The organism is Blastomonas sp. (assembly GCF_046294995.1).
GTDB lineage: Bacteria > Pseudomonadota > Alphaproteobacteria > Sphingomonadales > Sphingomonadaceae > Blastomonas.
The window spans coordinates 72,075-98,852 of the sequence record NZ_JBKBOG010000005.1 but is presented as its reverse complement, the minus strand read 5'-3'; the positions used below and the strand labels follow the sequence as shown (position 1 = coordinate 98,852).

Below are 26,778 nucleotides of genomic sequence, written 5' to 3'. Positions count from 1 at the left end.
GGGGCATGACCGAAACGCAAAATCCCCTGTCCGATACGCGCGGCCTGCCGCGCTTTGCCGAAATCACCCCCGACCAGATCGCACCCGCGCTTGATGCAGCACTCGCCCGGCATGCCGAAGTGGTCGAAACGCTGACGACAACGCGCCCGGCAAGCTTTGCCGAGGCATGGCTGCCGTTCGAGCGTGCCGATGCCGATCTGAGCGCGATCTGGGCCGCGGTCTCGCACCTGCACGCGGTCGCCGATACGCCCGAGCTGCGCGCCGCCTATCAGGAGGGCGAGCAAAGGCTGGTGACCAACGGGATCAAGGTCGCACAGAACCGCGACCTGTTCGAGGTGTTCACCGCGCTGTCGCAGACCGCCGAATTCGCCGCGCTGCCGCAGGCTGACCGGGTTGCAGTCGAGCACGCGCTGCGCGATTTCAGGCTGTCGGGTGTCGCGCTCGAGGCCGAGGCACGGCAGCGGTTCGAGGATATCTCGGTCGAATTGTCGTCGCTTTCCAACGCGTTCGGCAGCGCGGTGCTCGATGCCACCGATGCCTGGGGCGAGCTGATCACCGACGAGGAGGACCTTGCGGGCGTCTCGGACACCGACAAGGCGATGTTCGCTGCGGCTGCTGCAGCCAGGGGCGAAACCGGCTGGCGGGTGACGCTGCAGATGCCATCCGTCAACGCGATCCTGACCTTCGCCGAAAACCGCGAGCTGCGCGCCCGCGTCTATCGCGCCTTTGGCACCCGTGCCTCCGACCAGGGGCCCAATGCGGGCGAGTTCGACAATTCCAAGCGGATCGCGCGCATTCTCGAGCTCAGGCGCGAGGCGGCCAGCCTGCTCGGCTTTGCCGATCCGGTCGATTGGTCGCTGGCCACCAAGATGGCATCGGATGGCGGCGCGGTGCTGACGTTCCTGCGCGATCTGGCGGGCCGCGCCCGCCCGGCAGCACAGCGCGACCTCGATGAACTGCGCGCCTTTGCCGCCGAGAAGCTGGGCATCGCCGATCTCCAGCCCTGGGATGTCGGCTTTGCCTCGAACCGCTTGCGCCAGTCAGTGTATGCTGTCGATGAGGCCGAGGTGCGCGCCTATTTCCCGGTCGAGAGGGTGATGGCCGGCTGGCAGGACCTGCTCGCCAAGCTGTTCGGCATCCGTCTGGTCGAGCGCGCCGACGTCTCGCTCTATCACCCGGACGCGCGGTTCTTCGATGTGATCGACGAGGCTGGCAGCGTTGTCGCAGGGCTGTACCTCGATCTGTTCGCCCGGCCCGGCAAGCGCGGCGGCGCGTGGATGGGCGAGGCGCGGCCCCGGCGCAACGACGGCGATCTCAGCCAGGTTCCGGTCGCCTATATGGTGTGCAACTTCTCGCCCGCGAGCGCCAGCAGCCCGTCGCTGCTCAGCCATAACGACGTCGGCACGCTGCTCCACGAGACCGGACACTGCCTGCACCTGCTGCTCACCCAGGTCGACCGGCCCAGCATCGCCGGCGTCAGCGGGTTCGAATGGGATGCGGTCGAGCTTCCCAGCCAGCTGATGGAAGATTTCGCCTGGGACCGCAGCGTGCTGACCGCGATGTCGGGTCACCACCGCACCGGCGAGGCGTTGCCCGGTGACCTGTTCGAGCGGCTGGTCAAGGCGCGGCACTTCCAGGCTGGACTGTTCCTAATCCGCCAGATCGAGTTCGCCTTGTTCGACATGCTGCTGCATCTGGGTACTATGGGCAGCGACCCGGTCGAGGTCATCGAGGCGGTGCGCGACGAGGTGTCGGTGATGCGCCCGCCCGAATGGCACCGTTTTCCGCACGCGTTCAGCCACATCTTCGCGGGCGGCTATGCGGCGGGCTATTACAGCTATCTGTGGGCCGAGCTGCTCGCCGCTGACGGCTTCATGGCATTTGCCGAGGCAGGCCTGCTTGATCGTGCCACGGGTGATCGCTTCCGCGCCGAGGTGCTCGCGCGCGGCGCGACACGGCCTGCGGCGGAGAGCTTCCGCGCGTTTCGCGGGCGTGATCCCGATCCGCAGGCGATGCTGATCCGCCACGGGCTTCAGGACGCGACTGCGTGAGCGATCTGTGCCCGCGCGGCTGGCTCGATGAAGCGGTACGGCGGATCGAGGCGGACTATAACCGCTCCGCCGACACCCACCTGATCCGGCTCGACCTGCCGCGCTATCCCGGCATCACGCTGTACTTGAAGGATGAAAGTTCGCACCCCACCGGCAGCCTCAAGCACCGGCTGGCGCGCTCGCTTTTCCTCTACGCACTGTGCAACGAATGGATCGGCCCCGACAGCTGCGTGATCGAGGCGTCGTCGGGCTCGACCGCAGTCAGCGAAGCGTATTTCGCGCGGATGCTCGGCTTGCGCTTTATCGCGGTGGTGCCTGCGACCACCGCCGCGCCCAAGCTCGATGCGATCCGCTTCCAGGGCGGCGAGATCCACATGGTCGATGACCCGCGCAGCGTCTACGATGTCGCACACCGGTTGGCCGCAGAAACCGGCGGGCATTATCTCGACCAGTTCACCTACGCCGAGCGCGCGACCGACTGGCGCGGCAACAACAACATCGCCGAGAGCATCTTTGCGCAGATGATGCAGGAGGAGCATAGCGTTCCCGAATGGATCGTCTGCGGCGCGGGCACCGGCGGCACATCGGCGACGATCGGCCGCTATCTGCGCTACCAGCGTTATGCCACGCGGCTGTGCGTCGCGGACCCTGAGCACTCGGTGTTCCACCGCCACTTCCACGACCGCTCGGCGAGTGTGCTGCCCGAAGGCTGCGCCAGCAGGATCGAGGGCATCGGTCGCCCGCGGGTAGAGCCGAGTTTCATTCCCGGGGTGATCGACCGGATGATCGCGGTGGAGGACGCCGCCAGCATCGGCGCGATGCGCGCGCTCTCCGACCGGCTCGGACGCCGCGTCGGCGGATCGACCGGGACCAATCTGGTCGCGTGCGCAACGCTGATCGAGGAGATGGCGGCGGCGGGCGAGACCGGCAGCATCGTCACCTTGCTCTGCGATGGCGGCGAGCGTTATGGCTGCACTTATTACGACGATGCCTGGCTATCGGGCTGTGGTATCGATTGGCAATCGTCGGCGGAGCGGATCGCCGGGTTGCTCGGGCGCAACGACAAGGGAATTTTGTGATGATGATCGCGGTTCTGGCTGCCATATCGGCGGCACTGGCAGTGGCGGCGGGCGCGTTCGGCGCGCATGCGGCGGCGGGCGAGCAGCAGGCCGAATGGCTGCGCACCGGCGGCATGTATCAACTGGTGCACGCGGTCGCGGCGCTGGCGATCATGGGCGTGGCGCGCGGCCCTGCGCTGACCTTGCTCGCGGGTTCGGCGATCTTTGCGGTGACGCTGTATGCCATGGCGCTGGGTGCGCCGCGCTGGCTGGGCGCGGTCACCCCGATCGGCGGCACATTGCTGATCGTGGGCTGGCTGTGGGCCGCGTGGATCTACGCCAAGGGATAACCCGAACCCGCGTCACCCAGAGCCTCAGCAGGCCGGGCCAGTGGGATGCAGGCGATCGGCTTTGCCGCGCGGATGGATTGCGCCGCGATACCCGTCGAACTGCGCCGCGATCACCCGCGCGTAAGGCTCCGATCCTTGGGCGAGCACCAGCATATCGTCCTCCCAGAAAAGGAGCCCGCGCTGCTCGAATTCGCTCAGCGCAGCGCGGGCAGTAGGGAGGAACTGTTCCGGCAGGGCCACCTTGCCCTGGCACAGAATGGCGTTGATGATGTTCGCCCGCAGGGTGTCGTCGGCATCTGGAGCGACGCCGCGCGTCGCGGCCAGCAGGCCGGTGCTGACCATGTTGCGATAGGGGCCTGCATTCTTCTCGTTCTGGACGATCAGGCCGGGCAGGATGCTGATCGCGCTGGCGCCGAAGCCGAGCAGCGACGTCGCGCCATCATGGGTAAAGCCCTGGAAGTTGCGGTTGACCCGGCCTTCGCGGGCCGCAGCGGCGAGCGGATCGCCAGGCAGCGCAAAATGGTCGAAGCCGATCGGAACATAGCCCGCCGCGGTCAGCTTCTGATAGCCGAAGGCCGCCTGCGCAAACCGCTCGCGGTCATCGGGCAGGTCGCTTGCGTCGATCCTTTTCTGCCGGGGAATCATGTCGGGCAGATGGGCATAGCCGAACAACGCGATGCGGCTGGGGGCAAGACGGATGGTCTGGTCGAGCGTCGCATCGAGATCGTCGAGATGCTGGCCGGGCAGTCCGTACATCAGATCGAAATTGATCGCATCAATGCCGCGCATCCGCAGACCCGTCACTGCCTGCTCGATATCTTCAAGCGGCTGGACGCGGCCGATCGCGGCCTGGATATGCGGGGCAAAGGTCTGCACCCCCATACTCACCCGGCTGACCTGCGACGAGGCGAGCACCCGCGCCCATTCAAGCGTGAAATTGCGTGGATCGACTTCGATCGAAATCTCCGGCTCGATGCAGTCGAACACGGTCATGATACGATCAAGCAGGCGAACGAATTCGACCGGCGCGATGGCGTTGGGGCTGCCCCCGCCAAAGGCGATATGCCGCACCCGCCCACGCCCACCCAGCCGCTTCGCCACCATCGCGATCTCGGCGCGCAGGGCGGTGAGATAGTCGGTCAGCCGGTGCTTGCGATTGGCCGCGCCGGTGTTGCAACCGCAATACCAGCAGATCTGATCGCAATAGGGAATATGGACATACAGCGACAGCGGCGTTGCGCACTCCATCGCGTCCAGCGCCCGCCCGTAATGCTCCGCACCCACCCCCTCGACGAAATCCGCCGCCGTAGGATAGCTGGTGTAGCGCGGCACGGGTTTGCCGAGCAGATCGGGGTGATAGGTCCACATGCGGATGTTCTATGCCGCGCGCCAGAACCGGTCTTTGACACGGGTCAATGTTTGGCATGGCGGGCTGTTTTGCTGCCTGCTGCCGCGGCCAGTCGTTCGCCCGGATGCGGACCGCGAAACGTCGCAACTCTCCGCGTCAGCACAATCCTCCTAACCTTGGTTAGTTTTGCAGGCTTGGCAGGAACCGGGCTTGTGCGCCTCCGTAGACCCATCGCTGCGCTTCGTTTGCGTCAGCATGGAGAACACACGATGTCTGCACCCGAAAATCTCACCGATCTTTATACCGGCGAACTGCAGGACCTGTGGTCCGCCAACGACCAGATGGCCAAGGCCGTCAAGAAGATGACCCCGAAGGTCAGCGATTCCAAGCTCAAAGATATGCTCGCCAAATCGCAGGAGGGCATCGCCGCGCACACCCAGATCCTCAAGGACCTGCTCGAAGCATCGGGCGAGAAGGTGAAGAAGGAACATTGCAAGGGCATGGAAGGGCTTGTCGCCGAAGCGATAAAGCACACCACCGAGGAAGCACCCGAAAAGGGTCCGGTGCTCGACGCAGTGGTGATCGCGCAGTTCCAGCGGATGAGCCATTACGGCATCGCCGGTTTCGGCACCGCAGCCGCGTTTGCCGAAGCGCTGGGCGAGAAGAAGGCCGTCACTGCACTCAACAAGGCGACCAAGGAAATCTATGGCAGCGACGAGTACATGACCAAGCTCGCCGAAACGAGCATCAATGTCGACGCCAAGGAAGAGTGATCTTCTGAGGCGTGGCCGGCTCGGGGGTGTCGCCGGTTCGGGCGGCACCCCCGCGTTGGGAGCGCGGCGTGCGGGCCCGGTATCGGGGGCTGATGGGGATGACCTGCAATGAGCACCAACGATCGCACCGGACTCGCCGAAGATCGCACCGACCTTGCAGAAGACAGGACGGTGCTGGCGCATGAAAGAAGCTTTGCCGGCTGGTTGCGGACCGGGATGGCGGCGGTCGGGATCGCATTGGGGTTCAATGCCCTGTTCCGGGAAATGGAGCCTGCCTGGGCCCCCAAATTGATCGCGACGGTTTTTCTGACGATCGCCATCGGCATATTCATCTCGGCCGAACGCCGGGCCTGCCGCATCATCACGCGGCTGGACGTGCACAAGGTGTCTTCCGTTGCGCCGATCCGGATTCGCGTGATGTCGTGGTCTCTGGCCGCCGCGACGATTGCGCTGATCGTGGCGATCTGGGCGCTTCCCAGCACAGGAACTCGATGATTTTTCAATAGTCTAGACGGAACGCCTGGGTCTGCGCCTCGTACGTTGGCTGTCAGGACGGGAAACCAGGAGAGAACAATGCATAACGATTTTGTATCCGCCATTTTCGACGATCACAGCCAGGCAGAACGGGCGGTGTCGCAACTGCGCTCTGCGGGCGTCAACGACAGCGCCATCTCGGTGATCGCGCGGCACGAGGGCAGCAACACCGTGACCGATGGCGCAGGCGCAGAACAGACCACCGATATTGTCGGCAAGGCAGCCCTGGGCGCAGGCGCCGGTGCGCTGCTGGGCATCGCAGCGCTGGCCATTCCGGGTGTCGGTCCATTCATCGCGGCCGGTGCAATCGCTGAAGCGGCAGTCGGCGGCGCTGCGATCACGGGCACTGCGGTCGGTGCTGCAGCGGGCGGCATCGTCGGCCTGCTCACCAACCATGGCGTCGACAAGGACGACGCGACGCATTACGAAGATCGGCTCAATCAGGGCGGTATCTTCGTTTCGGTCGATGCCGCATCGGCAGGTCTGTCGACCGATCAGGTCCGCGACGTATTGTTCGGCGCGGGCGGATACAACCCCGCGCGCTCGCGCAGCGGCACGCTTGCCTGACAAGCGCCGCGCATAAACGGCAATTCGGCGGGCTGGTTGCGCGATGCGCGGCCAGCCCGCTGTCCTTTCACCGATCAGCGCGCCGGGTTTGGCCGCTTTGCCATGCCCTTGTCGCGTCGCTCGCTCATACCGTGGCACGCCTTGGCGCAGTCGCCGCCGCCCGGTTTTTTCGGTGCGCTGTCATCGCCGGGGATCACCAGCAGGCTCATGCTGCCGTTGCAGTTGCTCACCGCGATCATTTGCGCATCAGCCTTGGCGAGCGGCGCGTGGACCAGGGCGGTGGCGATCAGCAGCGCACAGATCGCGCGCAGGTTGCCTGTGGGCGCGGTCATGGCTGGGCCGCCTTTTCCTCTTCATCTTCGACGAAGATGCGCAGCGCCGCGCCATCCATATCGTCGTACTGGCCGCGCTTGAGCGACCAGAAGAACGCGGCGAGACCCAGCAGCCCGAGCGACAGTGCGATGGGGATGAGCAGCAGCAGACCGTTCATTTCAAAGTCCTTTTCAGGCGCAGCGCATTGCTGACCACGATCAGCGACGAGCCCGACATCGCCAGCGCGGCGACCAGCGGCGTCACCAGCCCGGCAAAGGCCAGCGGAACCGCGATGACGTTGTAGCCAATCGCGAGCATGAAGTTCTGGCGGACGATGTCTTGCGTCCGCCGCGCCATGCGGATGGTGTCCACCACGGGCATCAGCCTGTCGCCCATGAAGATGCAGTCCGACGCGTTCTTGCCGACATCGCTCGCGCTGCCGGGCGCCATCGAGGCGTGGCCGGCGGCGAGCGCGGGGCCATCGTTGAGCCCGTCGCCGATCATCAGCACCTTGTGCCCCGCGCTGGTGTGGCGGGCGATGGCCGCCAGCTTGTCCTGCGGGCTCATTCCCGTGATCGCGGTCAAGCCCAGGGTGCGCGCGACGGGCGCCACCGCAGCGGCGCGGTCGCCCGAAAGGATCATCGCGTCGATGCCCTGCGAGCGCAGCGCGGCGACGGCCTCGACCGCATCGGGGCGCAGCGCATCGGCAAAGCGCACGGTGGCGACAGGGTGCAGGTCGATGGACAGCTCGGTGGCAAGCTCGGTGCTGCTATCGCCCGCCTGCGGACGACCCAGGGTGACGATCTTGCCCTGCCACATGGCTTCGATGCCAAAGCCCGGGGTTTCGCGGATCTCGCTGATCTCCGCCGCTGCGACGCCTTGCGCACCAAGATCGCGGGTCAGCGCGGCGCTCAAGGGGTGGCGGCTGATCTGGGCGAGCGCGAGCAACAGCGCATGGTGCTCGGGCGCGATTTCGTGAAGGTTGCTCGCCACCGGGCGACCCAAAGTCAGCGTTCCGGTCTTGTCGATCAGCGCGCGGTCGACCTCGGCCAGCCGCTCGAGCGCCGAGCCGTCCTTGATCAGCACGCCAACCTTCATCAGCGCGCCGGCCGCGACGATCTGCGCGGCGGGTACGGCAAGGCCCAGCGCGCAGGGGCAGGTGATGATCAGCACCGCGACAGCGATCAGTAGGCTCTGGTGCACGCCTGCACCTGCAAGCATCCAGCCGACGAACGCGAGCAGCGCCAGTGCATGGACCGCAGGGGCATAGAGCTTGGCGGCGCGATCGGCGATGCGGACATAGCGCGACTTGCCCTGCGACGCCTCGCCCATCAGCCGCGCGATATCGGCGATCGCGGTGTCGGTGCCCGCGGCGGTCACCCGCACGCGGACGGGGTTTTCCAGGTTCAGCGTCCCGGCATGAACGACATCGTCGAGCGCGGCCTCTTGCGGTGCGCTCTCGCCGGTGAGCAACGACAGGTCGATGCGGCTTGCACCTGCCACGATCACGCCGTCTGCCGCCAGCCGTTCGCCCGCCGCCACCAGCATCACCATTCCCGGGTGCAGCTCGGTCGCATCGACCCAGCGGGTGGCGCCGTCATTGTCGATCACCATCGCGCCGGTGCCCATATTGCGCAGCAGCGCGGTGACGCCGCCGCGTGCGCGGTCGCGCATCACGCTGTCGAGCCAGCGGCCGCAAAGGAGGAAGAACAGCAGCATCACCGCGCTGTCGAAATAGGCGTGCGGGCCGTGCGTCGCGGTCTCGTAGAGGCTGAGCGCGGTGGCGAGCGTGACGCCGATGCTGATCGGCACATCCATGTTGGTGGTGCCATGGCGCAGCGCGCGCCAGGCCGAGCGGAAGAACGGACGCCCGGCGTAAGCAATCGTCGGCAGCGCGATCATCGCCGAGAGCCAGTGGAACAGGTCGCGGGTCACGCCCGCCGCACCCGACCAGACCGAGACCGACAGCAGCATGATGTTCATCATCGCAAAGCCCGAGACCGCGACCGCGCGCAGCAGCTCGCGGCTGCCCGCAGCATCGGCATCGATATCGCCTGGACCCTCGCCGATCGGGTGCGCCTCGAACCCCAATGAGGTGAACGCGCCCAGCAGATCGGGCATTTGCGCATCGGCGGCGCACGACAGGTGCACGCGCTTTTCGGTGAAGTTGACGCGCGCGCTGTGGATCTGCGCATCGCGCACCAGGCCCTGCTCGAGCTTGGAGATGCACCCTGCGCAGCGGATATCGGGCACGGCGAAGTCGCGCTCGATCAGCGCTGGCGGAGTTGCCGGCCCTGCAGCGGGGCGGGGGGCGGGACGGGGGGCGAGACGGGCAAGCGCGTTCATCGCACGTCGCTCCGATAGCGGGCTTCCTGCGCATCGTGGCGGACGACCAGGTCCACCCGCCAGCGGCCCTGTTCCAGCGGTACGGTGGAGATCATTCCGCCCTTGCCATCGCGCACCATTGTCAGCGCGCGCGAAGGCACGGTGCCCAGCGGATGGCTGACGGTCGCGATAGCGCTCGAAATCGCGAGCGGCTGGCCGTTCTGGCGAAGCGTGATGCGCATATGCCGGGTGCGATCGAGCGAGACCGACTGGGTCCAGCCCATCGCGTCCTGCGCCTCGGCGCGGGCCAGCAGTTCGTTATAATGCTGGCTGGCGACATAGCTGTTTTCCACCACCTTGCCGCCGAAGGTCGAGAAAGCGAGCCGCGCCATGGTGAAGTTGACCGCCATGATGATCGCGAAGAACCCGACCAGGATCGCTGTCATGTGCCAGCCGGTGAACGGCTTTTTCACGGGGTGCGTGCTCATCTTGGTGCCTCCGGGCGGTCGAACTGGATGGTGTCGCTGTCGCCGCGCGGATCGCCGTCGCGGCCGATCGTGGCGATGGTGAAGTCCTGCCGCGTCGGGCCCAAAGCGGGCGCTGCGACGAACAGCCGGACACGGGTGACGCTGTCGGGCGAGATCGTCATCTCGACCCGCTGGCTGGAGCGGTCTCGCGACCCATTCTCGGTCCACAATTGCGCCCCGGGCAGGCCGCTGACCGTGATCGCCACCTTGCGCGGACGCGCTTCCATATTGCGCAGATTGAGCGTGTAGTTGTTGCGGATCATCCCATCGGACAGCTGGACATAAAGCGGGCTGCGCTCGTGCTGGACGGACAGATCGAGGCGGGTGCGCTCGCCGAGCGAGAACAGCATCGCCGCACCGATCGCGCACCAGATGGCGAGGTAGATCATCAGTCGCGGGCGCATCAATGTCTTGAGCACCGGCGGAGCAATGCCACCGGCCTTTTCCACCGCGACGTCATCGAGCGCGCAATAGTCGATCAGCCCGCGCGGGCGGCCGACCTGCGCCATCACGGTGTCGCACGCATCGATGCACAAGGCGCAGGTGATGCAGCCGATTTGCGGCCCCTCGCGGATGTCGATCCCGGTCGGGCAGACCGCGACGCACTGGTTGCAATCGACGCAATCGCCGAGCGATCCGGGGTGCGCCAGTGCCTTCTTGAGGCTACCGCGGGGTTCGCCGCGCCAGTCCTTGTAGGTCACCAGCAGCGATTTTTCGTCCATCATCGCGGTCTGGATGCGCGGCCAGGGGCACATGTAGATGCACACCTGCTCGCGCATGAACCCGCCGAGCACGAAGGTCGTCGCGGTCAGCGCAGCGACGGTGCCATAAGCGATGAACGCAGCCTCGCCGGTCCAGAAATCGCGGGTCAGCGTTGGTGCATCGGCGAAATACATGATCCACGCGCCGCCGGTCCAGAAGGCGATGGCGAGGTAGATCGCGTATTTGGCCGCGCGCTTGGCGATCTTTTCAGGCGTCCATGGGCCGTTGGCGAGGCGCACTTGCGCGTTGCGGTCTCCGTCGATCAGCCGATCGACATGCTGGAACAGATCGGTCCATACCGTCTGCGGGCAGGCATAGCCGCACCAGGCGCGGCCGACCGCGCTGGTGACCAGGAAAAGTCCGATGCCCGCCATGATCAGCAGGCCGGCGACATAATAGAACTCATGCGGCCAGATTTCGATCTGGAACATGTAGAAGCGCCGGTTGGCAAGATCGATCAACACCGCCTGATCGGGGGCATAGGGGCCGCGATCCCAGCGGATCCACGGCGTTCCGTAATAGATCGCGAGCGCAACGCCCATGATCAGCCATTTCAGGCGGCGGAAGGTGCCATCCACCTTCTTGGGGTAGACACCCTTGCGCGCGGCGTAGAGCGGGCCTTCGCTGCCCGCAAGAGTGTCTGGATTAGCCATTGGCCGGGGCCTTGTCGGGGACGGCAGCTGCTTCTGCAGCAGCAGGAACGAGCGGTGCGGGAGCATTCTCGCCGCCGCCCAGCGAATGGACATACGCCGCGAGCATCCGGATCGTCACCGTGTCCAGCTTGTCGTTCCAGCGCGGCATCACGCCGTTGCGCGGATTGTGGATGGTCTTGGCGATCGCATCGCGGCTGCCGCCATAGAGCCAAACGGCATCGGTCAGCCTGGGCGCGCCAAGCTCCCGGTTGCCTTCGCCGCTGGTACCGTGACAGGCGACGCAGTTGGCCTCGAACAGGACCGCACCACGCGCGGACGCGGCGCTGGGCTTTTCCTGGCGGCTGATCACGCGGACATGGCTGACCAGATCGTTGATCGCGGCGGTATCCAATATCCCGTCGCGGCCGAACGCGGGCATCGCGCTGAGGCGTGTCTCGTTGTGATCGGGGTTGCGGATGCCGTGGATCAACGTGGTTTCGATGGTGGCAAGATCGCCGCCCCACAGCCAATCGTCATCGGTCAGGCTGGGATAGAGCCCGACGACGCCAGCGCCGCCTGCGCCATGACACTGCACGCAATGCACTTTGAACGCAGCGCTGCCGCCCTGGATCGCCGCTTCGTGCAGCTCGGGCTTTGAGGGCAAAGCGGCGATCGGCATGGCGGCGATGGCGTTGACGATCGGCGCGCGCTTGGCGGTGTGGCCAGCCATTTCCTTCTCGAGGTCGCCGCGGCTGCTCCAGCCGAGCACGCCCTGCGTCGCGCTGTTGACCATCGGCCATGCCGGGTAGAGCACGACATAGACCGCAGCCCAGGCGATGCAGGCATAGAACGACCACAACCACCAGCGCGGCAGCGGCGTGTTCAGTTCCTCGATCCCGTCCCATTCATGGCCGACGGTGTGGGTGCCGGTGGGTTCGTCGAAGCGCGGTTTGTCAGACATTGTCGTCTTCCCTGAAGATCATGTTGGCAGCGTCGTGGTTGTGCTGGCGCGCGCCCTTGCGAAAGGGCCAGGCGACCAGGCCGAGGAACAGGATGGTCATGGCCAGCAGGCCCCAGCTGTCGGCGAAGTGGCGCAGTTCGTCATAGCTCATGGCCGTGCCCCCCGGTTAGTGGCAGAGGTGGCCGCAGCAGCGACCGGTGCCGGGGCAGATCCCTGATCCTGCGGCGCCGCCTTCTCGACATCGACCAACGTGCCCAGCATCTGCAGATACGCGATCAGCGCATCCATCTCGGTGACGCGTGTGGGATCGCCGTCAAAATCACGCACCTGTGCCTTTGGATACCGTGCTTGCAGATCGGCAGCGCCATCCGCGTTCGGATCGGCCTGCGCCTTGATGTCCTTATTGGCAGCGGCGATGTCGGCCTTGGTGTACGGCACCCCGACGCGCGACAGTGCGGTCAGATCATTGGACATGTCGCCGGTGACCAGGTCCTTTTCGGCCAGGAACGCGTAAGGCGGCATGATCGATTCGCCGACGACGCTGCGCGGATCGGTCAGATGCGCGCGGTGCCATTCGTCCGAATAGCGCCCGCCGACGCGTGCCAGATCGGGTCCGGTGCGCTTCGATCCCCATTGGAACGGGTGGTCGTACATGCTTTCGGCTGCCAGGCTGTAATGGCCATAGCGTTCCACCTCGTCGCGGAACGGACGGATCATCTGGCTGTGGCAGGTGTAGCAGCCTTCGCGCATGTAGATGTTGCGGCCCGACAGTTCGAGCGGGGTGTAGGGGCGCATGCCGTCCACCTTCTCGATGGTGTTGTCGATCCAGAACAGGGGCGCGATCTCGACGATGCCGCCGATGGCGACAGCAACCAGAGCGCCCAGGCTGAGCAGGGTGACGTTGCGTTCGAGCTTCTTGTGGCTGAAGCGCGGTTCGGCGTTGGTATCGGCCATGTGTCGGCTCCTTATTCGGCTGGCACGGCGGTGCCGCCCAGCGGACGGTCAGCAGCGGGGTTGTACGGCGTCTCGGTCATCGGCTTTTCCTCGCGGATTTTGCCTGCGATCGTCGCCCACACGTTGACGATCATCACGATGAACCCGGCGAGGTAGAGCAGGCCGCCCGTGGCGCGGATCAGGTACATCGGGTGCATCGCCGCGACGCTTTCGACGAAGCTGTAGACGAGGTAGCCGTCGCTGCCGTATTCGCGCCACATCAGGCCCTGCATGATGCCGGCAACCCACATCGACGCGGCGTAGAAAACGATGCCGATCGTTGCCAACCAGAAGTGCCAGTTGACCATGCGCAGGCTGTAGAGGCGCGGACGGCTCCACAGGCGCGGCACCAGATAATAGACGCAGGCGAAGGTGATCATGCCGTTCCAGCCAAGCGCGCCGGAGTGGACGTGGCCGATGGTCCAGTCGGTGTAATGCGACATCGAGTTGACCCACTTGATCGACATCATCGGGCCTTCGAAGGTGCTCATGCCGTAGAAGGCGAGCGCCATCACCATCATGCGGATGATCGGATCGGTGCGGATCTTGTCCCAGGCGCCGTTGAGCGTCATCAGGCCGTTGATCATACCGCCCCAGCTGGGCATCCACAGCATGATCGAGAACACCATGCCCAGCGTCTGCGCCCAGTCGGGCAGCGCGGTGTAGTGGAGGTGGTGGGGCCCGGCCCAGATATACAGGAAGATCAGCGACCAGAAGTGTATGATCGAGAGGCGATAGCTGTAGACCGGACGTTCGGCCTGCTTGGGGACGAAGTAGTACATCATCGCCAGGAAGCCTGCGGTCAGGAAGAAGCCGACCGCGTTATGGCCGTACCACCACTGGGTCAGCGCATCCTGCACACCTGCGAACGCCGAGTAGCTCTTCGATCCGAAGATGCTGGCGGGCATCGACAGGTTGTTGACCACGTGCAGCATGGCAACGGTGATGATGAAGGCGAGATAGAACCAGTTGGCGACATAGATATGCGGTTCCTTGCGGCGAACGATCGTGCCCATGAACACCGCGAGGTAGCAAAGCCAGACGACCGTCAGCCACAGATCGACATACCATTCGGGCTCGGCATATTCCTTGGCTTCGGTGACCCCCATCAGATAGCCGGTAGCGGCCAGCACGATGAACAGCTGATAGCCCCAGAACACGAAGCGGGCCATTTTGGGGAAGGCCAGGCGCGCGCGGCAGGTGCGCTGGACGACATAGAAGCTGGTCGCGATCAGCGCGTTGCCGCCAAAGGCAAAGATCACCGCGCTGGTATGCAGCGGGCGCAACCGGCCGAATGTGGTGTATTCGAAATTGAGGTTGAGCACCGGGAAGGCGAGCTGCAACGCAATGTAGAGCCCTGCGGCCATGCCGGCAGCGCCCCAGAACAGGGTGGCGATGACGCCCCAGCGGACCGGATCGTCATCATAGGCGCCCATGTCGGCGGGCACCTTGAGGATGCCCCGTGCGATCGCGCCATAATCTGCGCGGCTCATGGTGAACCACAAGGCGGCAAGGCACGCGATCATCACGATCGTCATGTGCACCGCAAACGGCCAATCGACCGCAAACACCGCCATCGCCATCGCCAGCATCGCCAGCCCCAGCCAGCCGCCGGACTTCAGAACCAAACCATCCATATGCCCATTCCCTGTACGCGATAGGCCACCGGCCCGCGCTTCTACTGGGGTGCTGATGCGCCTGACCCGGCGACAATACATTGATCCCGATCAACGAATTTTTTGCGCCCGATCAATGCGCTGGCTGGGCCCAGGCGCCAGGGATGCGCTCACTCAAGGAGGAGTGATTGACATGAAGACCAAGATTATCCCGCTGGCGGCAATGGCCGTTGCGCTTGCCTTTCCTGGCCAGGCCATGGCGCAGGCGGGCGAGGTGCATTTCAAGGTGCTCGGCACGCTGGTGGCACCCGATGGCAAGATCAAGGACGTGAAGCTGGACCGCATTGGATTGCCTGCCGGGACGCAGACAAAAGCCAATGACAATTTTATCCCCACGGTCGCGATCGAGTATTTCTTCGCCGATTCGATCTCGGTCGAGACGATCGCCGGGGTGACCCAGCATGACGTCGACGGACGCGGCGCGCTGGCAGGTGCAGGGCTGGTATCGAACGCCAAGATCGTGCCCGCAACGCTCACGCTGAAATACCATTTCGGCAAGGCTGGCGGCATTCGCCCCTATATCGGCGCTGGCCCCAGCTATTTCATCTTCATCAACGAAAAGCCCGGCGACACGGCGCGGGCGCTGGGGGCGACGTCACAGAAGATCAACGATACCTTGGGTGCCGCGCTGCAGGCCGGGGTCGATATTCCGATCAACGACAAGGGCATGTTCGTCTCGGTCGATGCCAAGCGCTATTTCATGCGCCCGCTCGCCAGTTGGCGCGCCAACGGTGTCGAGGTGCTGCGCACACGGCACGAGCTTGACCCCTGGGTGATCAGCGCAGGGCTGGGCTTCCGCTTCTAAGCGGACCGAAGGCTTTCAGCCTGCCATTGCTTCCATCGCCGCGCGGTCGTGAATCACGATCTCGCGGCGAGACGGCAGGCCCAGAACGCCCGCGCCGCGCAGTTGGGTGAGCTGACGGCTGGTCGTCTCGATGGTCAGGCCCAGAATGTCGGCAATCTGCTGGCGGCCGAAGGGCAGCTCGAAAACCTTTTGCGCATTGGCGGTGTCGCATCCCTGTCCGGTGATCCGTTCGGACATTTCGAGCAGGAACGAGGCGACCTTTTCGGTAGCCGACTTGCGCCCGAGCAACATCATCCAGTGCCGCGCGCGGTCAAGCTCGTCGAGCGTCCGGCGCAGCAGCTTCTGCTGAAGGTCGGGGTGCTGGTTGGCGAATTCGTCGAAACTGTTGCGGTTGAAGATGCACACTTCGGCATCGGTCATCGCGGTTACCGTATAGGGGCTTTCCTTGCCGAACGGTCGGCCGATGAAATCGGACGCGAAAACGACCCCGACAATCTGCTCGCGCCCCTCGGATGCCGCGACCACCAGCTTGAGCACGCCTTCGAGCACATTGGCGACCACCGGGGCATCATCGCCCTCCCACAACAAAGTATGGCCCGCCTTGACCCGCTGCCGCCGCCCCATCTTGCCGAGCACGGCAAGCTCTTCGACAGTCAGGCTGGCGCAGATCGCGCGGTTGCGCACAATGCAGGAGGAACAATCGTTCATAGACTCTTCCTACAACGTCCGCAGCTCCATGAACAGTCCGCTGCGCCAGTACGAAATCATCGCGGTGGCAGGCCCGCAAAGGTGATCGCGCTTTCCGCGCCGTTTTCCGAGATCGCGGCTACCCCGGCGAAGTGATCGTCGACGATCACCCCCGGCAAGGTCAGCTTGGTATCGGTGGTTTCAGCCGACTGCTCCCAGTCGTGCGCGTCGGCCCGGCGCCAATAGACCTTGTAGCGCGCAGCGCCCGGGACATCGGCCCAGCTGACCTGGGTGTCCGATGTCAGCGCCCCGCCCAGCATCGCGCTGGCAGGCGCTGCAGGCGCGCTCGCCAGCTCGCGGATCAGCGCGATATTGAGTGCGGTGACCTTCGCCAGATACGGAAAGTCCATCTCGTCGATGGTGTCGCCGAACTTGCGGTCGCCTTCGACCCGGATATCCTGGTGCTGGTGGTCGTAATTCTCGACGCCGACGGTGAAGCGGATTGCGGGATAGCCCAATTCGAGCGCGGGCAGATGGTCGCCGCCGCGGGCAAAGCGGTCGGGCCTGCGCACGCCGAACACCTCGAGGCCGATATCGCTGCGCGCCTTGCCGACGCGCTGGGCCGCCCGCATCAGCGCGCGCGACGGGCCGTCATCCTCGCCGCCGCTGCCGCGCCGCGCCATCGTCTCGACGGTGGATTCGGAAGCGCGGATGCCTTCGGAGAACACCCGCACCCGGTCGGCAACCGTGCGGCCATCCTGGCCCTGGGTGTTGCCGACGATGTCGTTGTTGAGCAGCGCGCGCACCTGCCAGCCACGCGCCCGCGCGGTCTCGGCGATCAACCGCCCTCCCCACAGGCCCTGCTCCTCGCCCGAGAGCGCGGCATAGATGATCGTCGGCGCGAACGTCTCCTTGCTGAGGATACGGGCTGCCTCGAGCACCAGCGCCACGCCCGATGCGTCGTCGTTGGCGCCCGGCGCATCGCTGGTGAAATCGGCGACGTCGGAGACGCGGCTGTCGATGTGCGCCGAAATGATGATGATGTCGTCGGGATTGCCCGTGCCCTTCTGCACGCCCAGCACGTTGACGACGTTCACGCCATTGGGTGCGCGCGGGCCGGTGAAGCGCCTGTCGATCTGCTCGACGGTGATGCAGCCTCTACACGCCTTGCCGATGCGGGCGAATTCGGCTGCTGCCCACCGCCTGGCCGCGCCGATGCCGCGGGTCGGGTGGTCGGGCGAAGACAGCGTGTGCCGGGTGCCGAAGCTGACCAGCTTCTCGACATCGGCGCGCAGCCGTGCAGGGTCGGATTCGACCTGAGCCTGGGCGGAGGCGGGAAGAAGAGCGAAGGCTGCGACCAGCGTTGCGATTTTGTGCATGGGTGCCAAGCTGGCGCAACTTGCGCGGCAGCGCAAGCGGGATCGATGATCCTATTGCCCGGTCTTGATGTACCAGCGCTCGCCGCCCTCGAGCGCCAGCGCGGTGAGCATCCCGCTCATATACGCGCCGGTATCGATGCCGATGCGGTTGGAACATTCCTCGACGTCATCGGTGATGGTGTGGCCATGGACGATCAGCTTGTCGTGCGGGGCTTCGTCCATGATGAAATCCTCGCGGATCCAGCGCAGGTCGGAGGGGCGCTGCTGGTCGATCGGCACGCCGGGACGGACGCCGGCATGGACGAACGCATAATCGCCCATCACGATACGGTCCTTGAAGCTGGAGACGAATTCGACATGTTCGCGCGGCAGCAGCGTCGGCATCCGCGCGGCCAGCTCTTCCATGCTCAGTTCATTGTATTCCTGCGGTCCTATATCATAGCTGAGGATCGTCTCGCGCCCGCCGATCTTGCAGAAGAAGCGGACAAGCTTCTCGTCGCCGCTGGCGGCACCCAGATACACTTCCTCGTGATTGCCCATCAGAAAATGCGCGTTTTCGCCCAGCCTGCGCGAAACCTCGATCGCCTTGTCGATCACCCCGGCGCTGTCGGGCCCGCGGTCCATCAGATCGCCCAGAAAGACGATGTGCGTGTCTGCGGCACCGCGGGTGCGATCGTCCTCTTCGATCCGGTCGAGCAGCAGGTCGAGCAGATCGCGGCGACCGTGGATATCGCCTATCGCGTAAACGCGGCGGCCGTCGGGGATCGTTGCGGTGTCGATCGGGGCAGCAGGTTTGGGCTTCCTGCGCAGCAAGGCCTTCAGCATGTCGCGTTCGTTTCTTCGGTTACCGTGTAAGTCCATTGCCCCAAGGCGCTGCTATATGCGCCAATTGACGAAAAGTTCAACCATCTGTTGTTCGCAGCTGCAGCAATGCGATCAAAGCCGCCCCGATAAGGGGAGGGGCGATACAGCGGTGGAGAGGTGTCTGCCACTGGCGAACGTGTAACACCCCTCCGTCAGTCGCGGCTGTCTGCCACCTCCCCATGCAGGGGAGGACCGTCGCTATTCCGCAGCGAAGCTGAGCCCAGCCTTGGCGACCAGCCGCTTGACGAGATGCTCGCCCAGTACCGCGCCAGGGGTGGTGATGCCGCCATCGCTTGCGGGCACATCTTGGACGAGGCACAGCGCGCTTTCGGCGATCATCTTGGACGTCGAGCCATAGCCAGGGTCCTTGTCGCCCTTGACGCCGTATCTCTGGGTTTCGCCGTCGGGCATTTCGGCGATGAACAGCACGTCGTAAAAGCCGTTCTCGCGCTCTTCCTTGCTGGGCCCTTCGCCGGGCTTGGGGCCGCCTTCGCCGCCCATCATGTCGGTGGTGGCAAGATGCTTGGCGATCGCCTCGCCCTTTTCGCCGGGGCCGGTCAGCATCATCTCGTCATAGACAAAGTCCTGACCATAGGCATGGCCGAGCAAAGCGTTGGTGCGGTGGACGTTCTTGGTGTTGATCGGCGCCATGATGAACGGCGCGGCCCAGCTGCCCAGCGCATCGTCGTGCACAGGCTTGTTGCCCTTGGGCTGTGCGGGCCCCTCGAAGCCGTTCGCCAGGCTGAACGGGTTGACCAGATAGCCCAGCACCGCCGGGTCCTTGGCTGCGGCGGCCATCGTCGCCTTGAGCGAGGCAGCTGTGCCGCCCGAAAACGTGCCCTGCATCGCGCGCACCCGGCCCTTGACCCGCGGCGCGGGCTTGCCGAACTTGGCGACGCACTCCTTCTGCAACATCAGCACGCCCAGATCGAAGGGAATCGAATCGAAGCCGGTCGAGAACACGATCCGCGCACCGCTGGCCTTGGCGGCGGCGTCGTACTTGTCGATCATCTGCCGCATCCAGGCAGGCTCGCCGCACAGGTCGACATAATCGGTGCCGTGTTCGGCGCAGGCGGCGACCAGCGGCTCGCCATAGAGCTGATAGGGGCCGACGGTGGTCAGCACGACCTTGGTGCGCTTGGCCATCGCTTGAATCGTCTCGGGCGCGTCGGCATCGGCGACCACCACCGGCGTATCGGCGGGCAGGCCCATTTCGGCAAGAACGGCGGTCATCTTGTCGGCCGATCGTGCGGCCACCGCCCATTTGGGTGCATCGCCGCCCCGGCCATAGGTGTTGTGCAGATATTCGGCGACCAACCGCCCGGTAAAGCCGCTCGCCCCATAGACGATGACATCGAATTCACGGTTCTCTCTGGGCGACATCGGCTCTCTCCTGTGTTTTGTGGTTGGCGTGTTGGTTGGGGTCAGAGTTTGGGCAAGGTCACCCCCCGCTGGCCCATATATTTGCCCGCGCGGTCGGCATAGCTGGTCTCGCACGGTTCGTTGCCCTGGAGGAACAGGAACTGGCACGCGCCCTCGTTGGCGTAGATCTTGGCGGGCAATGGCGTGGTGTTGCTGAATTCCAGCGTCACATGCCCCTCCCAGCCGGGCTCGAGCGGGGTGACGTTGACGATGATGCCGCAGCGCGCATAGGTCGATTTGCCAAGGCAAATGACCAGCACATCGCGCGGCACGCGGAAATATTCGACCGTACGCGCCAGCGCGAAGCTGTTGGGCGGGATGATGCAGACATCGGTCTTGCGGTCGACAAAGCTGTTGGGATCGAACTGCTTGGGGTCGACCACCGAGGAATTGACGTTTGTGAATATCTTGAACTCGTCCGCGACCCGCGCGTCATAGCCGTAGGATGACAGGCCATAGGAGATGCAGCCATCGCGCCGCTGCGCTTCGACGAACGGCTCGATCATGGCGTGTTCCTGCGCCTGGGCACGGATCCATTTGTCGGAAAGGATGGACACTTTGCGATCTCTCCTTTTCGTCATTCCCGCGAAAGCGGGAATCCCGCTGGCTGGTGCAAAGCGGGACCCCCGCGTTCGCGGGGGTGACGGGGTTGGTGTTACGACTTCAGATTGGCCGGACCGAAAGCGGCTGGCAAGAGCACCGAAAGCCGGTGCTCGATCCACCCGGTGGCATGGCCCGAATAGACGACAGGGTCGGTTCCGCCCAGCTGCGCCAGTTCGTTCATCACCTGGCGGCAGCGGCCGCAGGGGGTGACCGGGGCAGCCGTTGGCGCCAGCGTGCCATCCTCGCCCAGCGGCCCGCCCATGATCGCGACCTCGACCAGGCCGGTGCGGCGGCCCTGCAGGTTGGCGGCGATCGCAGCGCTGGTTTCCGCGCAGATCGCCAGGCCGTAGCTGGCATTCTCGAAATTGCTGCCGGTGACGACGGTGCCATCGTCGAAGCGGAAGGCCGCGCCGACATGGAAGCCCGAATAGGGCGCATAGGCAGTCAACGCCGCCGTGCGCGCCGCCTGCAGAAGGTCACGGGTCTGTTCGTCGTTCATGGTCGCACCACATTCCAGCGCACGCCCGCAGGCGCGCCGTTGATCCGGTAAAAACTGCTCGATTGCCACATCACCCAGCGCTTGGCGGCATAATCGGGGGGAACGAAATCGCCGATCAGCCAGACGGTACGGGCGAGGCCGTCGCTGACCTCATAGGCGCTTTCGAACGCCGGAGTAATCCTCAGCAGGGCGGGCTTTCCGGCGTGATTCTCGATCTGGTTGATGAAGGTGTTGAGCTCGCCGAGCAGCATCGCACGGTCGGGGCGGGTCTTGCAGCCCTCGTCCAGATCGAGGCTGACCACGGGCGGCAGCATCGCGGGATTGCGCGGCACGGTGGTGATGAACAGCTCCGCCTGCTGCGCTTCGCCCGCGCACAGGCTGAATTCATGCACCGCGCCGACCCGCATGCCGCTGGCAAGTGCGCCCTTGAGATTGGCGGCAAAGCGCGGATCGCGCAGGCGTCCCCCGGCGCTGGCGCGCAGATAGGCGAAGTCCGCCCCCATGGCCGCAAGCGTTGGCCACGCCAGATCGCCATCTGTGGCGCTGACATACAGCCCCTGCACCGGATAATCCTTTCGTGAGGGAGCCCAGCCGGTGATCCCGCCCCAGATCAGACCGCCGAGCACCGCGATCAGCAGCGCCAGCAGCCCAAGGCCTATCGTCCAGCGTTTCAGGGTGGATGTTCGCATGGCTGGTTGTTCAGCCCTTGATGTGCAGCACGCAGATCAGCGTGAACAGCCGCCGTGCGGTGGGGAAGTCGATCTCGATCTTGTCTTGCAGCCGTTCTACCAGAAGCTCGGCGGCCTCGTTGTGGACGCCGCGCCGGGCCATGTCGATCGTCTCGATCTCCTGCGCGGTCGCCTTGCGGATCGCCTGGTAATAGCTGTCGCAGATCGCGAAATATTCGCGGATTGGGCGGCGAAACCGGCCGAGGCCGAGCACCAGCGTTTCCAGATGGGTCTGGTCCTCGCGTGCAATGGTGATCGCCAGCCGGCCTTCGTAAACCGCAAGGCTCAGCCGGAAGGGGCCGGCATAGCCATCGGGATAGGCTTTCAATGGCTTGAAGAAATTGTCCTCGATCAGGTCGAAGATCGCGATCCGGCGTTCCTGCTCGATATCCGCATTGCGCCACAGAATCGTCTGCTCGTCGAGCTCGACATGGATGATGCGCGGGTTGGACATGATGCGCCCCAGTCTTTCACGTATGATAAGCCAAGGGGCAAGCGGAAAAACCCGTGGCTCTCGCTGTCCCCGGCCTTGTCCACACGATTATTGGCGCCAGTGCCTTGCGCGCCACAGCGCCAGCGGCGAATATGGCCGGATGGCCCAAGATACGCTTCTCCAGTCCGCTCCCCCGCCCGCCCTGCCGCCGCAGATCGCCGCGCCAGGCGCGCGCGACCTTTCCGATGCCAAGCTGCCGCGCAATATCGAGGCGGAGGCGGCGTTCCTGGGCGCGCTGCTGATCGACAACCGCATCGCCGAAGAGGTCAGCTCGCGGTTGAAGGCAGAGCATTTCTTCGAAAGCGTCCACCAGCGGCTCTATGCCCAGATCATGCGGCTGATCGACAAGAACGTGACCGTGACCCCGGTGACATTGAAGCCGTTCTTCGAAAACGACGCCGGCCTCTCCGAGCTGGGCGGGATGCGCTATCTGGCGCGGCTGACGGGTGATGCCGGCGGGCTGATCGGCGCACGCGACTTTGCCGAGCAGATCTACAACCTCGCGCTGCTGCGCGAGCTGATCCAGGTCGGCCGGACCCTGGTCGACAAGGCGATGGACACCAGCGAAACGGTGGATCCGCTGGGCCAGATCGAGCTTGCCGAAGCGGCGCTGTACAACGTCGCACAGGGCGAGGGCGAGAGCGGCGGTGCAGTGCATTTCAACGTCGCCGTCGGCGCCGCGCTGGGCATGGTCGAAAAGGCATTGAACAGCGGCGGCCATGTCTCGGGCGTCACCACCGGGCTCACCGACCTCAACGCCAAGATCGGTGGTCTCCACCCGTCCGATCTGCTGATCCTCGCAGCGCGCCCCGGCATGGGCAAGACCTCGCTTGCCACCAACATCGCGTTCAATGCCGCGTCGCGCTGGCGGCTGGACAAGGCGGCAGGCATTGAGGATTCGAAGAACGTGGGCGCCAAGACCGCGTTCTTCAGCCTCGAAATGTCGTCCGACCAGCTCGCCACGCGTATCCTGGCCGAGCAGTCGCGGATCAGTTCGGAAAAGCTGCGCATGGGGCAGATCGCGCGCAACGAGTTCCAGCGGCTGGTCACCGCCTCGCAGGAGCTCGAAGACCTGCCTTTGTTCATCGACGATACGCCGGGCCTGACGATCGCCGCGCTGCGCGCCCGCGCGCGCCGGCTCAAGCGCAAGCACGACATCGGCTTCATCGTGGTCGATTATCTCCAGCTGCTGCAGGGCACCGGCCGCAACGAGGGCCGCGTCAACGAAATTTCCGAGATCAGCCGTGGATTGAAGACGCTGGCCAAGGAACTGCAGGTTCCGGTGATGGCACTGTCGCAGCTCAGCCGCGCGGTGGAAAGTCGCGAGGACAAGCGCCCGCAGCTGTCTGACTTGCGCGAATCCGGGTCGATCGAGCAGGACGCCGATATCGTGCTGTTCATCTATCGTGAGGAATATTACCGGCTGATGGTCAAGCCCGACGGCCCGATCATGGACCCCAAGACCGCAGCGGACGAAGAGATCAACCAGAAATACCGCGAATGGGAAGACAAGTTCAGCCCCACCGCCAACAAGGCGACCGTGATCGTCGCCAAGCAGCGCCACGGTTCCACCGGCAACGTCCAGCTGCGCTTCGAAAGCGAGATCACCAAGTTCAGCGACCTGGCGCGCGAAGACTATATGGCTGGCGGCTACGACGAATAAGGCAATTCGCACGCGACCGGCTAATGTGCTATGCCGCAACGACAGTATGACGATGTTTCTGCGTAGGGCAGCATATGGCAACAGTCCGTAAAACGATAACCCTGACCACCCAGCAAGACGACTGGCTCGCCGAGCAGGTCGCCGCAGGCAGCTACACCAACGACAGCGAAGCTATTCGGGACCTCATTCGACAAGCGCAGACGCGTGATCTCGAAATTGAAAGCGTCCGGGCAGCGCTGGTCGAAGGGGAGCAAAGCGGCGAACCCGAACCATTTGATTTTACAGAATTCAAGCAGCGCAAACTGAAGCAGCATGGCTGAATATCGGCTGAGCCCAGCGGCCCAGCGCGATCTCGACAGCATCTTCGATTATACGGTGGCCGAGTGGGGCTTGGCGCAGGCGACTGGCTACACTGATCTGATCGAGCAGGCTTGCAATGAACTTGCCCAGGCGCCACTCCGAGCACCAGCTTGTGACGCGATCCGGGAAGGTTATAGGCGTCGGAGCGTGGGGCGGCACATCGTGTATTTCCGTGTGACAAAAACCGGCATTTCGGTTGTGCGCATTCTGCACCAGCGGATGAATGCAGTCGATCAGCTATAGTGTTTGCCGCGCCCTAGCCCCGCACCACCGTCATCAGATAGTTCAGCGCCAGATTGTCGCTGAGGTGCAGGCCCTTCAGTGGATCCCAGGCGATGCCGCGGGTGTCGAGCACCGTCAGGCCAGCGGCGTTGAGCAATCCGGTCAGTTCCTCGGGGGTCAGGAACTTGTCCCAGTCGTGGGTGCCGCGCGGCACTTGGCCCAGTCGCTCGGCCGCCTCGACCAGCATGATTCGCGACATCGTGGTGCGGTTGGGGGTGGAAAGCAGCATCAGCCCGCCGGGCGCCAGCACGCGGGCCAGAGCGGCGATGAACGTGGCCGGGTCGGTGACATGCTCGATGACCTCCATCGAGGTGACAAGGTCGAAGGTTTCGCCCGCAAGCGTTTCGATATCGGCATGGCGGTAATCGACATACAGCCCGACTGCAGCGACATGCGCGCTGGCCGCAGCGATGTTCTCTGCTGCGGCATCCAGCCCGGTGACCTGGGCGCCCAGCCGTGCCAGTGGCTCGGTCAGCAGTCCGGCGCCGCAGCCGACATCGATCGCGGTTTTGCCCGCCAGCGGCTTGCGTGCGGTGCCAGCCTCGGCCCAGTGATGGTCGATGGCGTTGCGGATATAGGCCAGCCGCACCGGGTTCAGCCGGTGCAGCATCGCCGACTCGCCCCTGGGGTCCCACCATTCCGCCGCCAGCCGGCCGAAGTGCGCGGCCTCTTTGGGGTCGATCGTTCCGTTACGGGCTTCGTCGTTGCCGCTGCGCGGTGCGATGGTTCCGGTGCTTGCGTTCATCATGGGGCCTCTCTATGCAGCGCCCGGTTATAGGGGCGAACTTCGCATAAGGGAAAGTACGAACGGCCAATGGCACGGATCGTCATGAAATTCGGCGGCACATCGATGGCCGGCACCGAGCGCATCCGCCGGGTGGCGCGGATCGTCAAGCGTCAGCAGGACGCCGGACACGAGGTCGCGGTGGTCGTTTCGGCCATGGCGGGCGAGACCGACCGGCTGGTCAATTTCTGCCGCGAGGCCAACCCATTGTATGACCCGGCGGAGTACGACGTCGTCGTCGCGAGCGGCGAGCAGGTCACCAGCGGGCTGCTGGCTATCGCGCTGCAGGCGCTGGGCGCGCAGGCGCGCAGCTGGCTGGGCTGGCAGCTGCCAATCCGCACGGTCGAGGCGCACGCCAAGGCGCGGGTCGAGACGATCGATGCCGACGCGCTGATCGCGGAGATGCAAAAGGGCGTGATTGCGGTCATCCCCGGCTTCCAGGGCGTCAGCGAAGATGGCCGGATCACCACTTTGGGCCGCGGCGGATCGGACACATCGGCGGTCGCGGTGGCAGCTGCGGTCAAGGCCGATCGCTGCGATATCTATACCGATGTCGACGGGGTCTACACCACCGACCCGCGCATCGTCGCCAAGGCGCGCAAATTGCGCCACGTGACCTATGAAGAAATGCTCGAGCTCGCGAGCGTCGGCGCCAAGGTGCTGCAGACCCGCTCGGTCGGCCTCGCGATGAAGGAAGGCGTGCGCGTTCAGGTGCTCTCCTCGTTCATCGACGACGATGCACCTGCAGCCGATACGATCCCCGGCACGATGATCGTCAGCGACGAAGAACTGGAAGGAATGGACATGGAACGCCAGCTGATCACCGGCATTGCGCACGACAAGAACGAAGCCAAGATCACGCTGACCCGCGTGCCCGACAAGCCCGGCGCGGTGGCCAACATATTCGGCCCGCTCGCGGAAGCTGCGATCAACGTCGACATGATCATCCAGAACGTCGGCCGCGACAAGGGCGAGACCGACGTGACCTTCACCGTGCCCGCCGCCGATCTGGCGCGGTCGATGGACCTGCTCGAAGGCGCGAAGGAATCGATCGGTTTCAACCGCATCATCCCCGATACCAATGTCGCCAAGATCTCGGTCGTCGGCGTCGGCATGAAGAGCCATGCGGGCGTCGCCTCGACGATGTTCAAGGCGCTGGCCGATCGCGGGGTCAACATCGTTGCGATCTCGACCAGCGAGATCAAGGTCAGCGTGCTGATCGAAGAGGATTACACCGAACTGGCGGTGCGCGTGCTGCACACGGCCTATGGGCTGGATGCGGTCGAGGCGTGATTTATCGGTCTCCTGCGAAGGCAGGAGCCCATCTCCTGCGTTTGCCT

The 26,778-nt window shown here is 64.8% G+C and carries 30 protein-coding genes; 11 read left to right on the top strand and 19 right to left on the bottom strand.

The annotated features are described in order from the left end of the window. The first annotated feature begins 5 nt into the window (after positions 1 to 5). From ACK4R0_RS08475 to ACK4R0_RS08465, 3 genes are read left to right on the top strand one after another with little or no spacing between them, the layout of a single operon-like run. Positions 6 to 2,051: a M3 family metallopeptidase gene (locus ACK4R0_RS08475; protein ID WP_409673065.1), complete on the top strand. Its 2,046-nt coding sequence runs from the start codon at positions 6 to 8 to the stop codon at positions 2,049 to 2,051. After that, positions 2,048 to 3,130 (top strand): PLP-dependent cysteine synthase family protein, encoded by a 1,083-nt coding sequence (locus ACK4R0_RS08470; protein ID WP_409673062.1) that lies wholly within the window; start codon positions 2,048 to 2,050, stop codon positions 3,128 to 3,130. The genes ACK4R0_RS08475 and ACK4R0_RS08470 overlap by 4 nt, the downstream gene beginning before the upstream one ends. Before the next feature lie 2 nt (positions 3,131 to 3,132). After that, positions 3,133 to 3,459 carry a DUF423 domain-containing protein gene (locus ACK4R0_RS08465; protein WP_409673286.1) on the top strand — a complete coding sequence of 109 codons (327 nt, stop codon included), beginning with the start codon at positions 3,133 to 3,135 and terminating at the stop codon, positions 3,457 to 3,459. 24 nt (positions 3,460 to 3,483) lie between these two features. Here ACK4R0_RS08465 and hemN read toward each other — a convergent pair whose 3' ends face one another. Next, entirely contained in the window at positions 3,484 to 4,827 is a 1,344-nt protein-coding gene (gene hemN / locus ACK4R0_RS08460; protein ID WP_409673059.1) for an oxygen-independent coproporphyrinogen III oxidase, read from the bottom strand. 249 nt (positions 4,828 to 5,076) lie between these two features. On the opposite strand from hemN, the gene ACK4R0_RS08455 reads away from it, so the two are divergent. The 3 genes from ACK4R0_RS08455 to ACK4R0_RS08445 all read left to right on the top strand — a co-directional run bounded on the left by ACK4R0_RS08455 (position 5,077) and on the right by ACK4R0_RS08445 (position 6,681). After that, on the top strand, positions 5,077 to 5,580 hold the full coding sequence (locus ACK4R0_RS08455) for a ferritin-like domain-containing protein (protein WP_409673057.1): 504 nt from the start codon (positions 5,077 to 5,079) through the stop codon (positions 5,578 to 5,580). A gap of 108 nt (positions 5,581 to 5,688) precedes the next feature. Next, a complete protein-coding gene (locus ACK4R0_RS08450; RefSeq protein ID WP_409673054.1) occupies positions 5,689 to 6,075 on the top strand; it encodes a DUF202 domain-containing protein in 387 nt (128 codons plus the stop codon). 78 nt (positions 6,076 to 6,153) lie between these two features. Next, the gene (locus ACK4R0_RS08445) at positions 6,154 to 6,681 is read left to right on the top strand and encodes a hypothetical protein (RefSeq protein WP_409673051.1); all 528 of its coding nucleotides are present in this window, start codon (positions 6,154 to 6,156) and stop codon (positions 6,679 to 6,681) included. 74 nt (positions 6,682 to 6,755) lie between these two features. On the opposite strand, the gene ACK4R0_RS08440 is transcribed toward ACK4R0_RS08445, so the two are convergent. Genes ACK4R0_RS08440 through ccoN form a run of 9 tightly spaced genes read right to left on the bottom strand, consistent with a single transcriptional unit; the run spans position 6,756 to position 14,830 of the window. Beyond that, a complete protein-coding gene (locus tag ACK4R0_RS08440; RefSeq protein ID WP_409673048.1) occupies positions 6,756 to 7,013 on the bottom strand; it encodes a hypothetical protein in 258 nt (85 codons plus the stop codon). Continuing rightward, entirely contained in the window at positions 7,010 to 7,171 is a 162-nt protein-coding gene (gene ccoS, locus ACK4R0_RS08435; RefSeq protein WP_409673045.1) for a cbb3-type cytochrome oxidase assembly protein CcoS, read from the bottom strand. Before ccoS ends, ACK4R0_RS08440 begins: the two co-directional genes overlap by 4 nt. Next, a complete protein-coding gene (locus ACK4R0_RS08430; RefSeq protein WP_409673042.1) occupies positions 7,168 to 9,339 on the bottom strand; it encodes a heavy metal translocating P-type ATPase in 2,172 nt (723 codons plus the stop codon). Before ACK4R0_RS08430 ends, ccoS begins: the two co-directional genes overlap by 4 nt. Continuing rightward, positions 9,336 to 9,806, bottom strand: coding sequence for a FixH family protein (locus ACK4R0_RS08425; protein ID WP_409673039.1), 471 nt, complete (start codon positions 9,804 to 9,806; stop codon positions 9,336 to 9,338). The genes ACK4R0_RS08430 and ACK4R0_RS08425 overlap by 4 nt, the downstream gene beginning before the upstream one ends. Further along, the gene (gene ccoG, locus ACK4R0_RS08420; RefSeq protein ID WP_409673036.1) at positions 9,803 to 11,260 is read right to left on the bottom strand and encodes a cytochrome c oxidase accessory protein CcoG; all 1,458 of its coding nucleotides are present in this window, start codon (positions 11,258 to 11,260) and stop codon (positions 9,803 to 9,805) included. Before ccoG ends, ACK4R0_RS08425 begins: the two co-directional genes overlap by 4 nt. Beyond that, positions 11,253 to 12,200, bottom strand: a complete 948-nt coding sequence (gene ccoP / locus ACK4R0_RS08415; protein WP_409673033.1) for a cytochrome-c oxidase, cbb3-type subunit III — start codon at positions 12,198 to 12,200, stop codon at positions 11,253 to 11,255. Before ccoP ends, ccoG begins: the two co-directional genes overlap by 8 nt. After that, a complete protein-coding gene (locus tag ACK4R0_RS08410) occupies positions 12,193 to 12,351 on the bottom strand; it encodes a cbb3-type cytochrome c oxidase subunit 3 (RefSeq protein ID WP_409673030.1) in 159 nt (52 codons plus the stop codon). Before ACK4R0_RS08410 ends, ccoP begins: the two co-directional genes overlap by 8 nt. Next, positions 12,348 to 13,154, bottom strand: coding sequence for a cytochrome-c oxidase, cbb3-type subunit II (gene ccoO, locus ACK4R0_RS08405; protein ID WP_409673027.1), 807 nt, complete (start codon positions 13,152 to 13,154; stop codon positions 12,348 to 12,350). The genes ACK4R0_RS08410 and ccoO overlap by 4 nt, the downstream gene beginning before the upstream one ends. Positions 13,155 to 13,165: 11 nt before the next feature. Beyond that, a complete protein-coding gene (ccoN, locus tag ACK4R0_RS08400; protein ID WP_409673024.1) occupies positions 13,166 to 14,830 on the bottom strand; it encodes a cytochrome-c oxidase, cbb3-type subunit I in 1,665 nt (554 codons plus the stop codon). A gap of 172 nt (positions 14,831 to 15,002) precedes the next feature. On the opposite strand from ccoN, the gene ACK4R0_RS08395 reads away from it, so the two are divergent. Then, positions 15,003 to 15,674, top strand: coding sequence for an OmpW/AlkL family protein (locus ACK4R0_RS08395; protein WP_409673021.1), 672 nt, complete (start codon positions 15,003 to 15,005; stop codon positions 15,672 to 15,674). Between the two features lie 15 nt (positions 15,675 to 15,689). On the opposite strand, the gene ACK4R0_RS08390 is transcribed toward ACK4R0_RS08395, so the two are convergent. From ACK4R0_RS08390 to ACK4R0_RS08355, 8 genes are all read right to left on the bottom strand, one after another. After that, positions 15,690 to 16,382 carry a Crp/Fnr family transcriptional regulator gene (locus ACK4R0_RS08390; protein ID WP_409673018.1) on the bottom strand — a complete coding sequence of 231 codons (693 nt, stop codon included), beginning with the start codon at positions 16,380 to 16,382 and terminating at the stop codon, positions 15,690 to 15,692. 56 nt (positions 16,383 to 16,438) lie between these two features. After that, the gene (locus ACK4R0_RS08385; protein ID WP_409673016.1) at positions 16,439 to 17,740 is read right to left on the bottom strand and encodes a M20/M25/M40 family metallo-hydrolase; all 1,302 of its coding nucleotides are present in this window, start codon (positions 17,738 to 17,740) and stop codon (positions 16,439 to 16,441) included. Positions 17,741 to 17,791: 51 nt separating this feature from the next. Next, positions 17,792 to 18,565, bottom strand: coding sequence for a metallophosphoesterase family protein (locus tag ACK4R0_RS08380; protein ID WP_409673013.1), 774 nt, complete (start codon positions 18,563 to 18,565; stop codon positions 17,792 to 17,794). Positions 18,566 to 18,802: 237 nt separating this feature from the next. Next, entirely contained in the window at positions 18,803 to 19,987 is a 1,185-nt protein-coding gene (locus tag ACK4R0_RS08375; RefSeq protein WP_409673010.1) for a saccharopine dehydrogenase family protein, read from the bottom strand. A gap of 41 nt (positions 19,988 to 20,028) precedes the next feature. Then, positions 20,029 to 20,583 (bottom strand): dCTP deaminase, encoded by a 555-nt coding sequence (gene dcd / locus ACK4R0_RS08370; RefSeq protein WP_409673007.1) that lies wholly within the window; start codon positions 20,581 to 20,583, stop codon positions 20,029 to 20,031. 98 nt (positions 20,584 to 20,681) lie between these two features. Further along, positions 20,682 to 21,146 (bottom strand): cytidine deaminase, encoded by a 465-nt coding sequence (locus tag ACK4R0_RS08365; protein WP_409673284.1) that lies wholly within the window; start codon positions 21,144 to 21,146, stop codon positions 20,682 to 20,684. Continuing rightward, on the bottom strand, positions 21,125 to 21,817 hold the full coding sequence (locus ACK4R0_RS08360) for a glycoside hydrolase family 25 protein (RefSeq protein ID WP_409673004.1): 693 nt from the start codon (positions 21,815 to 21,817) through the stop codon (positions 21,125 to 21,127). Before ACK4R0_RS08360 ends, ACK4R0_RS08365 begins: the two co-directional genes overlap by 22 nt. A gap of 10 nt (positions 21,818 to 21,827) precedes the next feature. Next, entirely contained in the window at positions 21,828 to 22,310 is a 483-nt protein-coding gene (locus ACK4R0_RS08355; RefSeq protein ID WP_409673002.1) for a UPF0262 family protein, read from the bottom strand. A 139-nt stretch (positions 22,311 to 22,449) separates the two neighbouring features. Here ACK4R0_RS08355 and ACK4R0_RS08350 point away from each other — a divergent pair, with 139 nt between their 5' ends. The 3 genes from ACK4R0_RS08350 (at position 22,450) to ACK4R0_RS08340 (ending at position 24,615) form a co-directional block, all read left to right on the top strand. After that, positions 22,450 to 24,012: a replicative DNA helicase gene (locus ACK4R0_RS08350; RefSeq protein WP_409672999.1), complete on the top strand. Its 1,563-nt coding sequence runs from the start codon at positions 22,450 to 22,452 to the stop codon at positions 24,010 to 24,012. Between the two features lie 74 nt (positions 24,013 to 24,086). Next, entirely contained in the window at positions 24,087 to 24,332 is a 246-nt protein-coding gene (locus ACK4R0_RS08345) for a type II toxin-antitoxin system ParD family antitoxin (protein WP_409672997.1), read from the top strand. Continuing rightward, positions 24,325 to 24,615 (top strand): type II toxin-antitoxin system RelE/ParE family toxin, encoded by a 291-nt coding sequence (locus ACK4R0_RS08340; protein WP_409672994.1) that lies wholly within the window; start codon positions 24,325 to 24,327, stop codon positions 24,613 to 24,615. Before ACK4R0_RS08345 ends, ACK4R0_RS08340 begins: the two co-directional genes overlap by 8 nt. 13 nt (positions 24,616 to 24,628) lie before the next feature. On the opposite strand, the gene ubiG is transcribed toward ACK4R0_RS08340, so the two are convergent. After that, complete coding sequence (gene ubiG / locus ACK4R0_RS08335) at positions 24,629 to 25,399, bottom strand: bifunctional 2-polyprenyl-6-hydroxyphenol methylase/3-demethylubiquinol 3-O-methyltransferase UbiG (protein ID WP_409673281.1); 771 nt, start codon at positions 25,397 to 25,399, stop codon at positions 24,629 to 24,631. A gap of 69 nt (positions 25,400 to 25,468) precedes the next feature. Between ubiG and ACK4R0_RS08330 the strand changes: the two genes are divergently transcribed. Next, positions 25,469 to 26,731 carry an aspartate kinase gene (locus ACK4R0_RS08330; RefSeq protein WP_409672991.1) on the top strand — a complete coding sequence of 421 codons (1,263 nt, stop codon included), beginning with the start codon at positions 25,469 to 25,471 and terminating at the stop codon, positions 26,729 to 26,731. Positions 26,732 to 26,778 lie beyond the last annotated feature (47 nt).

Coding starts and splice junctions, on each gene's coding strand:
- ACK4R0_RS08475 (WP_409673065.1), top strand. CDS start 6: ATGACCGAAACGCAAAATCCCCTGTCCGATACGCGCGGCCTGCCGCGC.
- ACK4R0_RS08465 (WP_409673286.1), top strand. CDS start 3,133: ATGATCGCGGTTCTGGCTGCCATATCGGCGGCACTGGCAGTGGCGGCG.
- hemN (WP_409673059.1), bottom strand. CDS start 4,827: ATGTGGACCTATCACCCCGATCTGCTCGGCAAACCCGTGCCGCGCTAC.
- ACK4R0_RS08455 (WP_409673057.1), top strand. CDS start 5,077: ATGTCTGCACCCGAAAATCTCACCGATCTTTATACCGGCGAACTGCAG.
- ACK4R0_RS08450 (WP_409673054.1), top strand. CDS start 5,689: ATGAGCACCAACGATCGCACCGGACTCGCCGAAGATCGCACCGACCTT.
- ACK4R0_RS08445 (WP_409673051.1), top strand. CDS start 6,154: ATGCATAACGATTTTGTATCCGCCATTTTCGACGATCACAGCCAGGCA.
- ACK4R0_RS08440 (WP_409673048.1), bottom strand. CDS start 7,013: ATGACCGCGCCCACAGGCAACCTGCGCGCGATCTGTGCGCTGCTGATC.
- ccoS (WP_409673045.1), bottom strand. CDS start 7,171: ATGAACGGTCTGCTGCTGCTCATCCCCATCGCACTGTCGCTCGGGCTG.
- ACK4R0_RS08430 (WP_409673042.1), bottom strand. CDS start 9,339: ATGAACGCGCTTGCCCGTCTCGCCCCCCGTCCCGCCCCCCGCCCCGCT.
- ACK4R0_RS08425 (WP_409673039.1), bottom strand. CDS start 9,806: ATGAGCACGCACCCCGTGAAAAAGCCGTTCACCGGCTGGCACATGACA.
- ccoG (WP_409673036.1), bottom strand. CDS start 11,260: ATGGCTAATCCAGACACTCTTGCGGGCAGCGAAGGCCCGCTCTACGCC.
- ccoP (WP_409673033.1), bottom strand. CDS start 12,200: ATGTCTGACAAACCGCGCTTCGACGAACCCACCGGCACCCACACCGTC.
- ACK4R0_RS08410 (WP_409673030.1), bottom strand. CDS start 12,351: ATGAGCTATGACGAACTGCGCCACTTCGCCGACAGCTGGGGCCTGCTG.
- ccoO (WP_409673027.1), bottom strand. CDS start 13,154: ATGGCCGATACCAACGCCGAACCGCGCTTCAGCCACAAGAAGCTCGAA.
- ccoN (WP_409673024.1), bottom strand. CDS start 14,830: ATGGATGGTTTGGTTCTGAAGTCCGGCGGCTGGCTGGGGCTGGCGATG.
- ACK4R0_RS08395 (WP_409673021.1), top strand. CDS start 15,003: ATGAAGACCAAGATTATCCCGCTGGCGGCAATGGCCGTTGCGCTTGCC.
- ACK4R0_RS08390 (WP_409673018.1), bottom strand. CDS start 16,382: ATGAACGATTGTTCCTCCTGCATTGTGCGCAACCGCGCGATCTGCGCC.
- ACK4R0_RS08385 (WP_409673016.1), bottom strand. CDS start 17,740: ATGCACAAAATCGCAACGCTGGTCGCAGCCTTCGCTCTTCTTCCCGCC.
- ACK4R0_RS08380 (WP_409673013.1), bottom strand. CDS start 18,565: ATGCTGAAGGCCTTGCTGCGCAGGAAGCCCAAACCTGCTGCCCCGATC.
- ACK4R0_RS08375 (WP_409673010.1), bottom strand. CDS start 19,987: ATGTCGCCCAGAGAGAACCGTGAATTCGATGTCATCGTCTATGGGGCG.
- ACK4R0_RS08360 (WP_409673004.1), bottom strand. CDS start 21,817: ATGCGAACATCCACCCTGAAACGCTGGACGATAGGCCTTGGGCTGCTG.
- ACK4R0_RS08355 (WP_409673002.1), bottom strand. CDS start 22,310: ATGTCCAACCCGCGCATCATCCATGTCGAGCTCGACGAGCAGACGATT.
- ACK4R0_RS08350 (WP_409672999.1), top strand. CDS start 22,450: ATGGCCCAAGATACGCTTCTCCAGTCCGCTCCCCCGCCCGCCCTGCCG.
- ACK4R0_RS08345 (WP_409672997.1), top strand. CDS start 24,087: ATGGCAACAGTCCGTAAAACGATAACCCTGACCACCCAGCAAGACGAC.
- ACK4R0_RS08340 (WP_409672994.1), top strand. CDS start 24,325: ATGGCTGAATATCGGCTGAGCCCAGCGGCCCAGCGCGATCTCGACAGC.
- ubiG (WP_409673281.1), bottom strand. CDS start 25,399: ATGAACGCAAGCACCGGAACCATCGCACCGCGCAGCGGCAACGACGAA.
- ACK4R0_RS08330 (WP_409672991.1), top strand. CDS start 25,469: ATGGCACGGATCGTCATGAAATTCGGCGGCACATCGATGGCCGGCACC.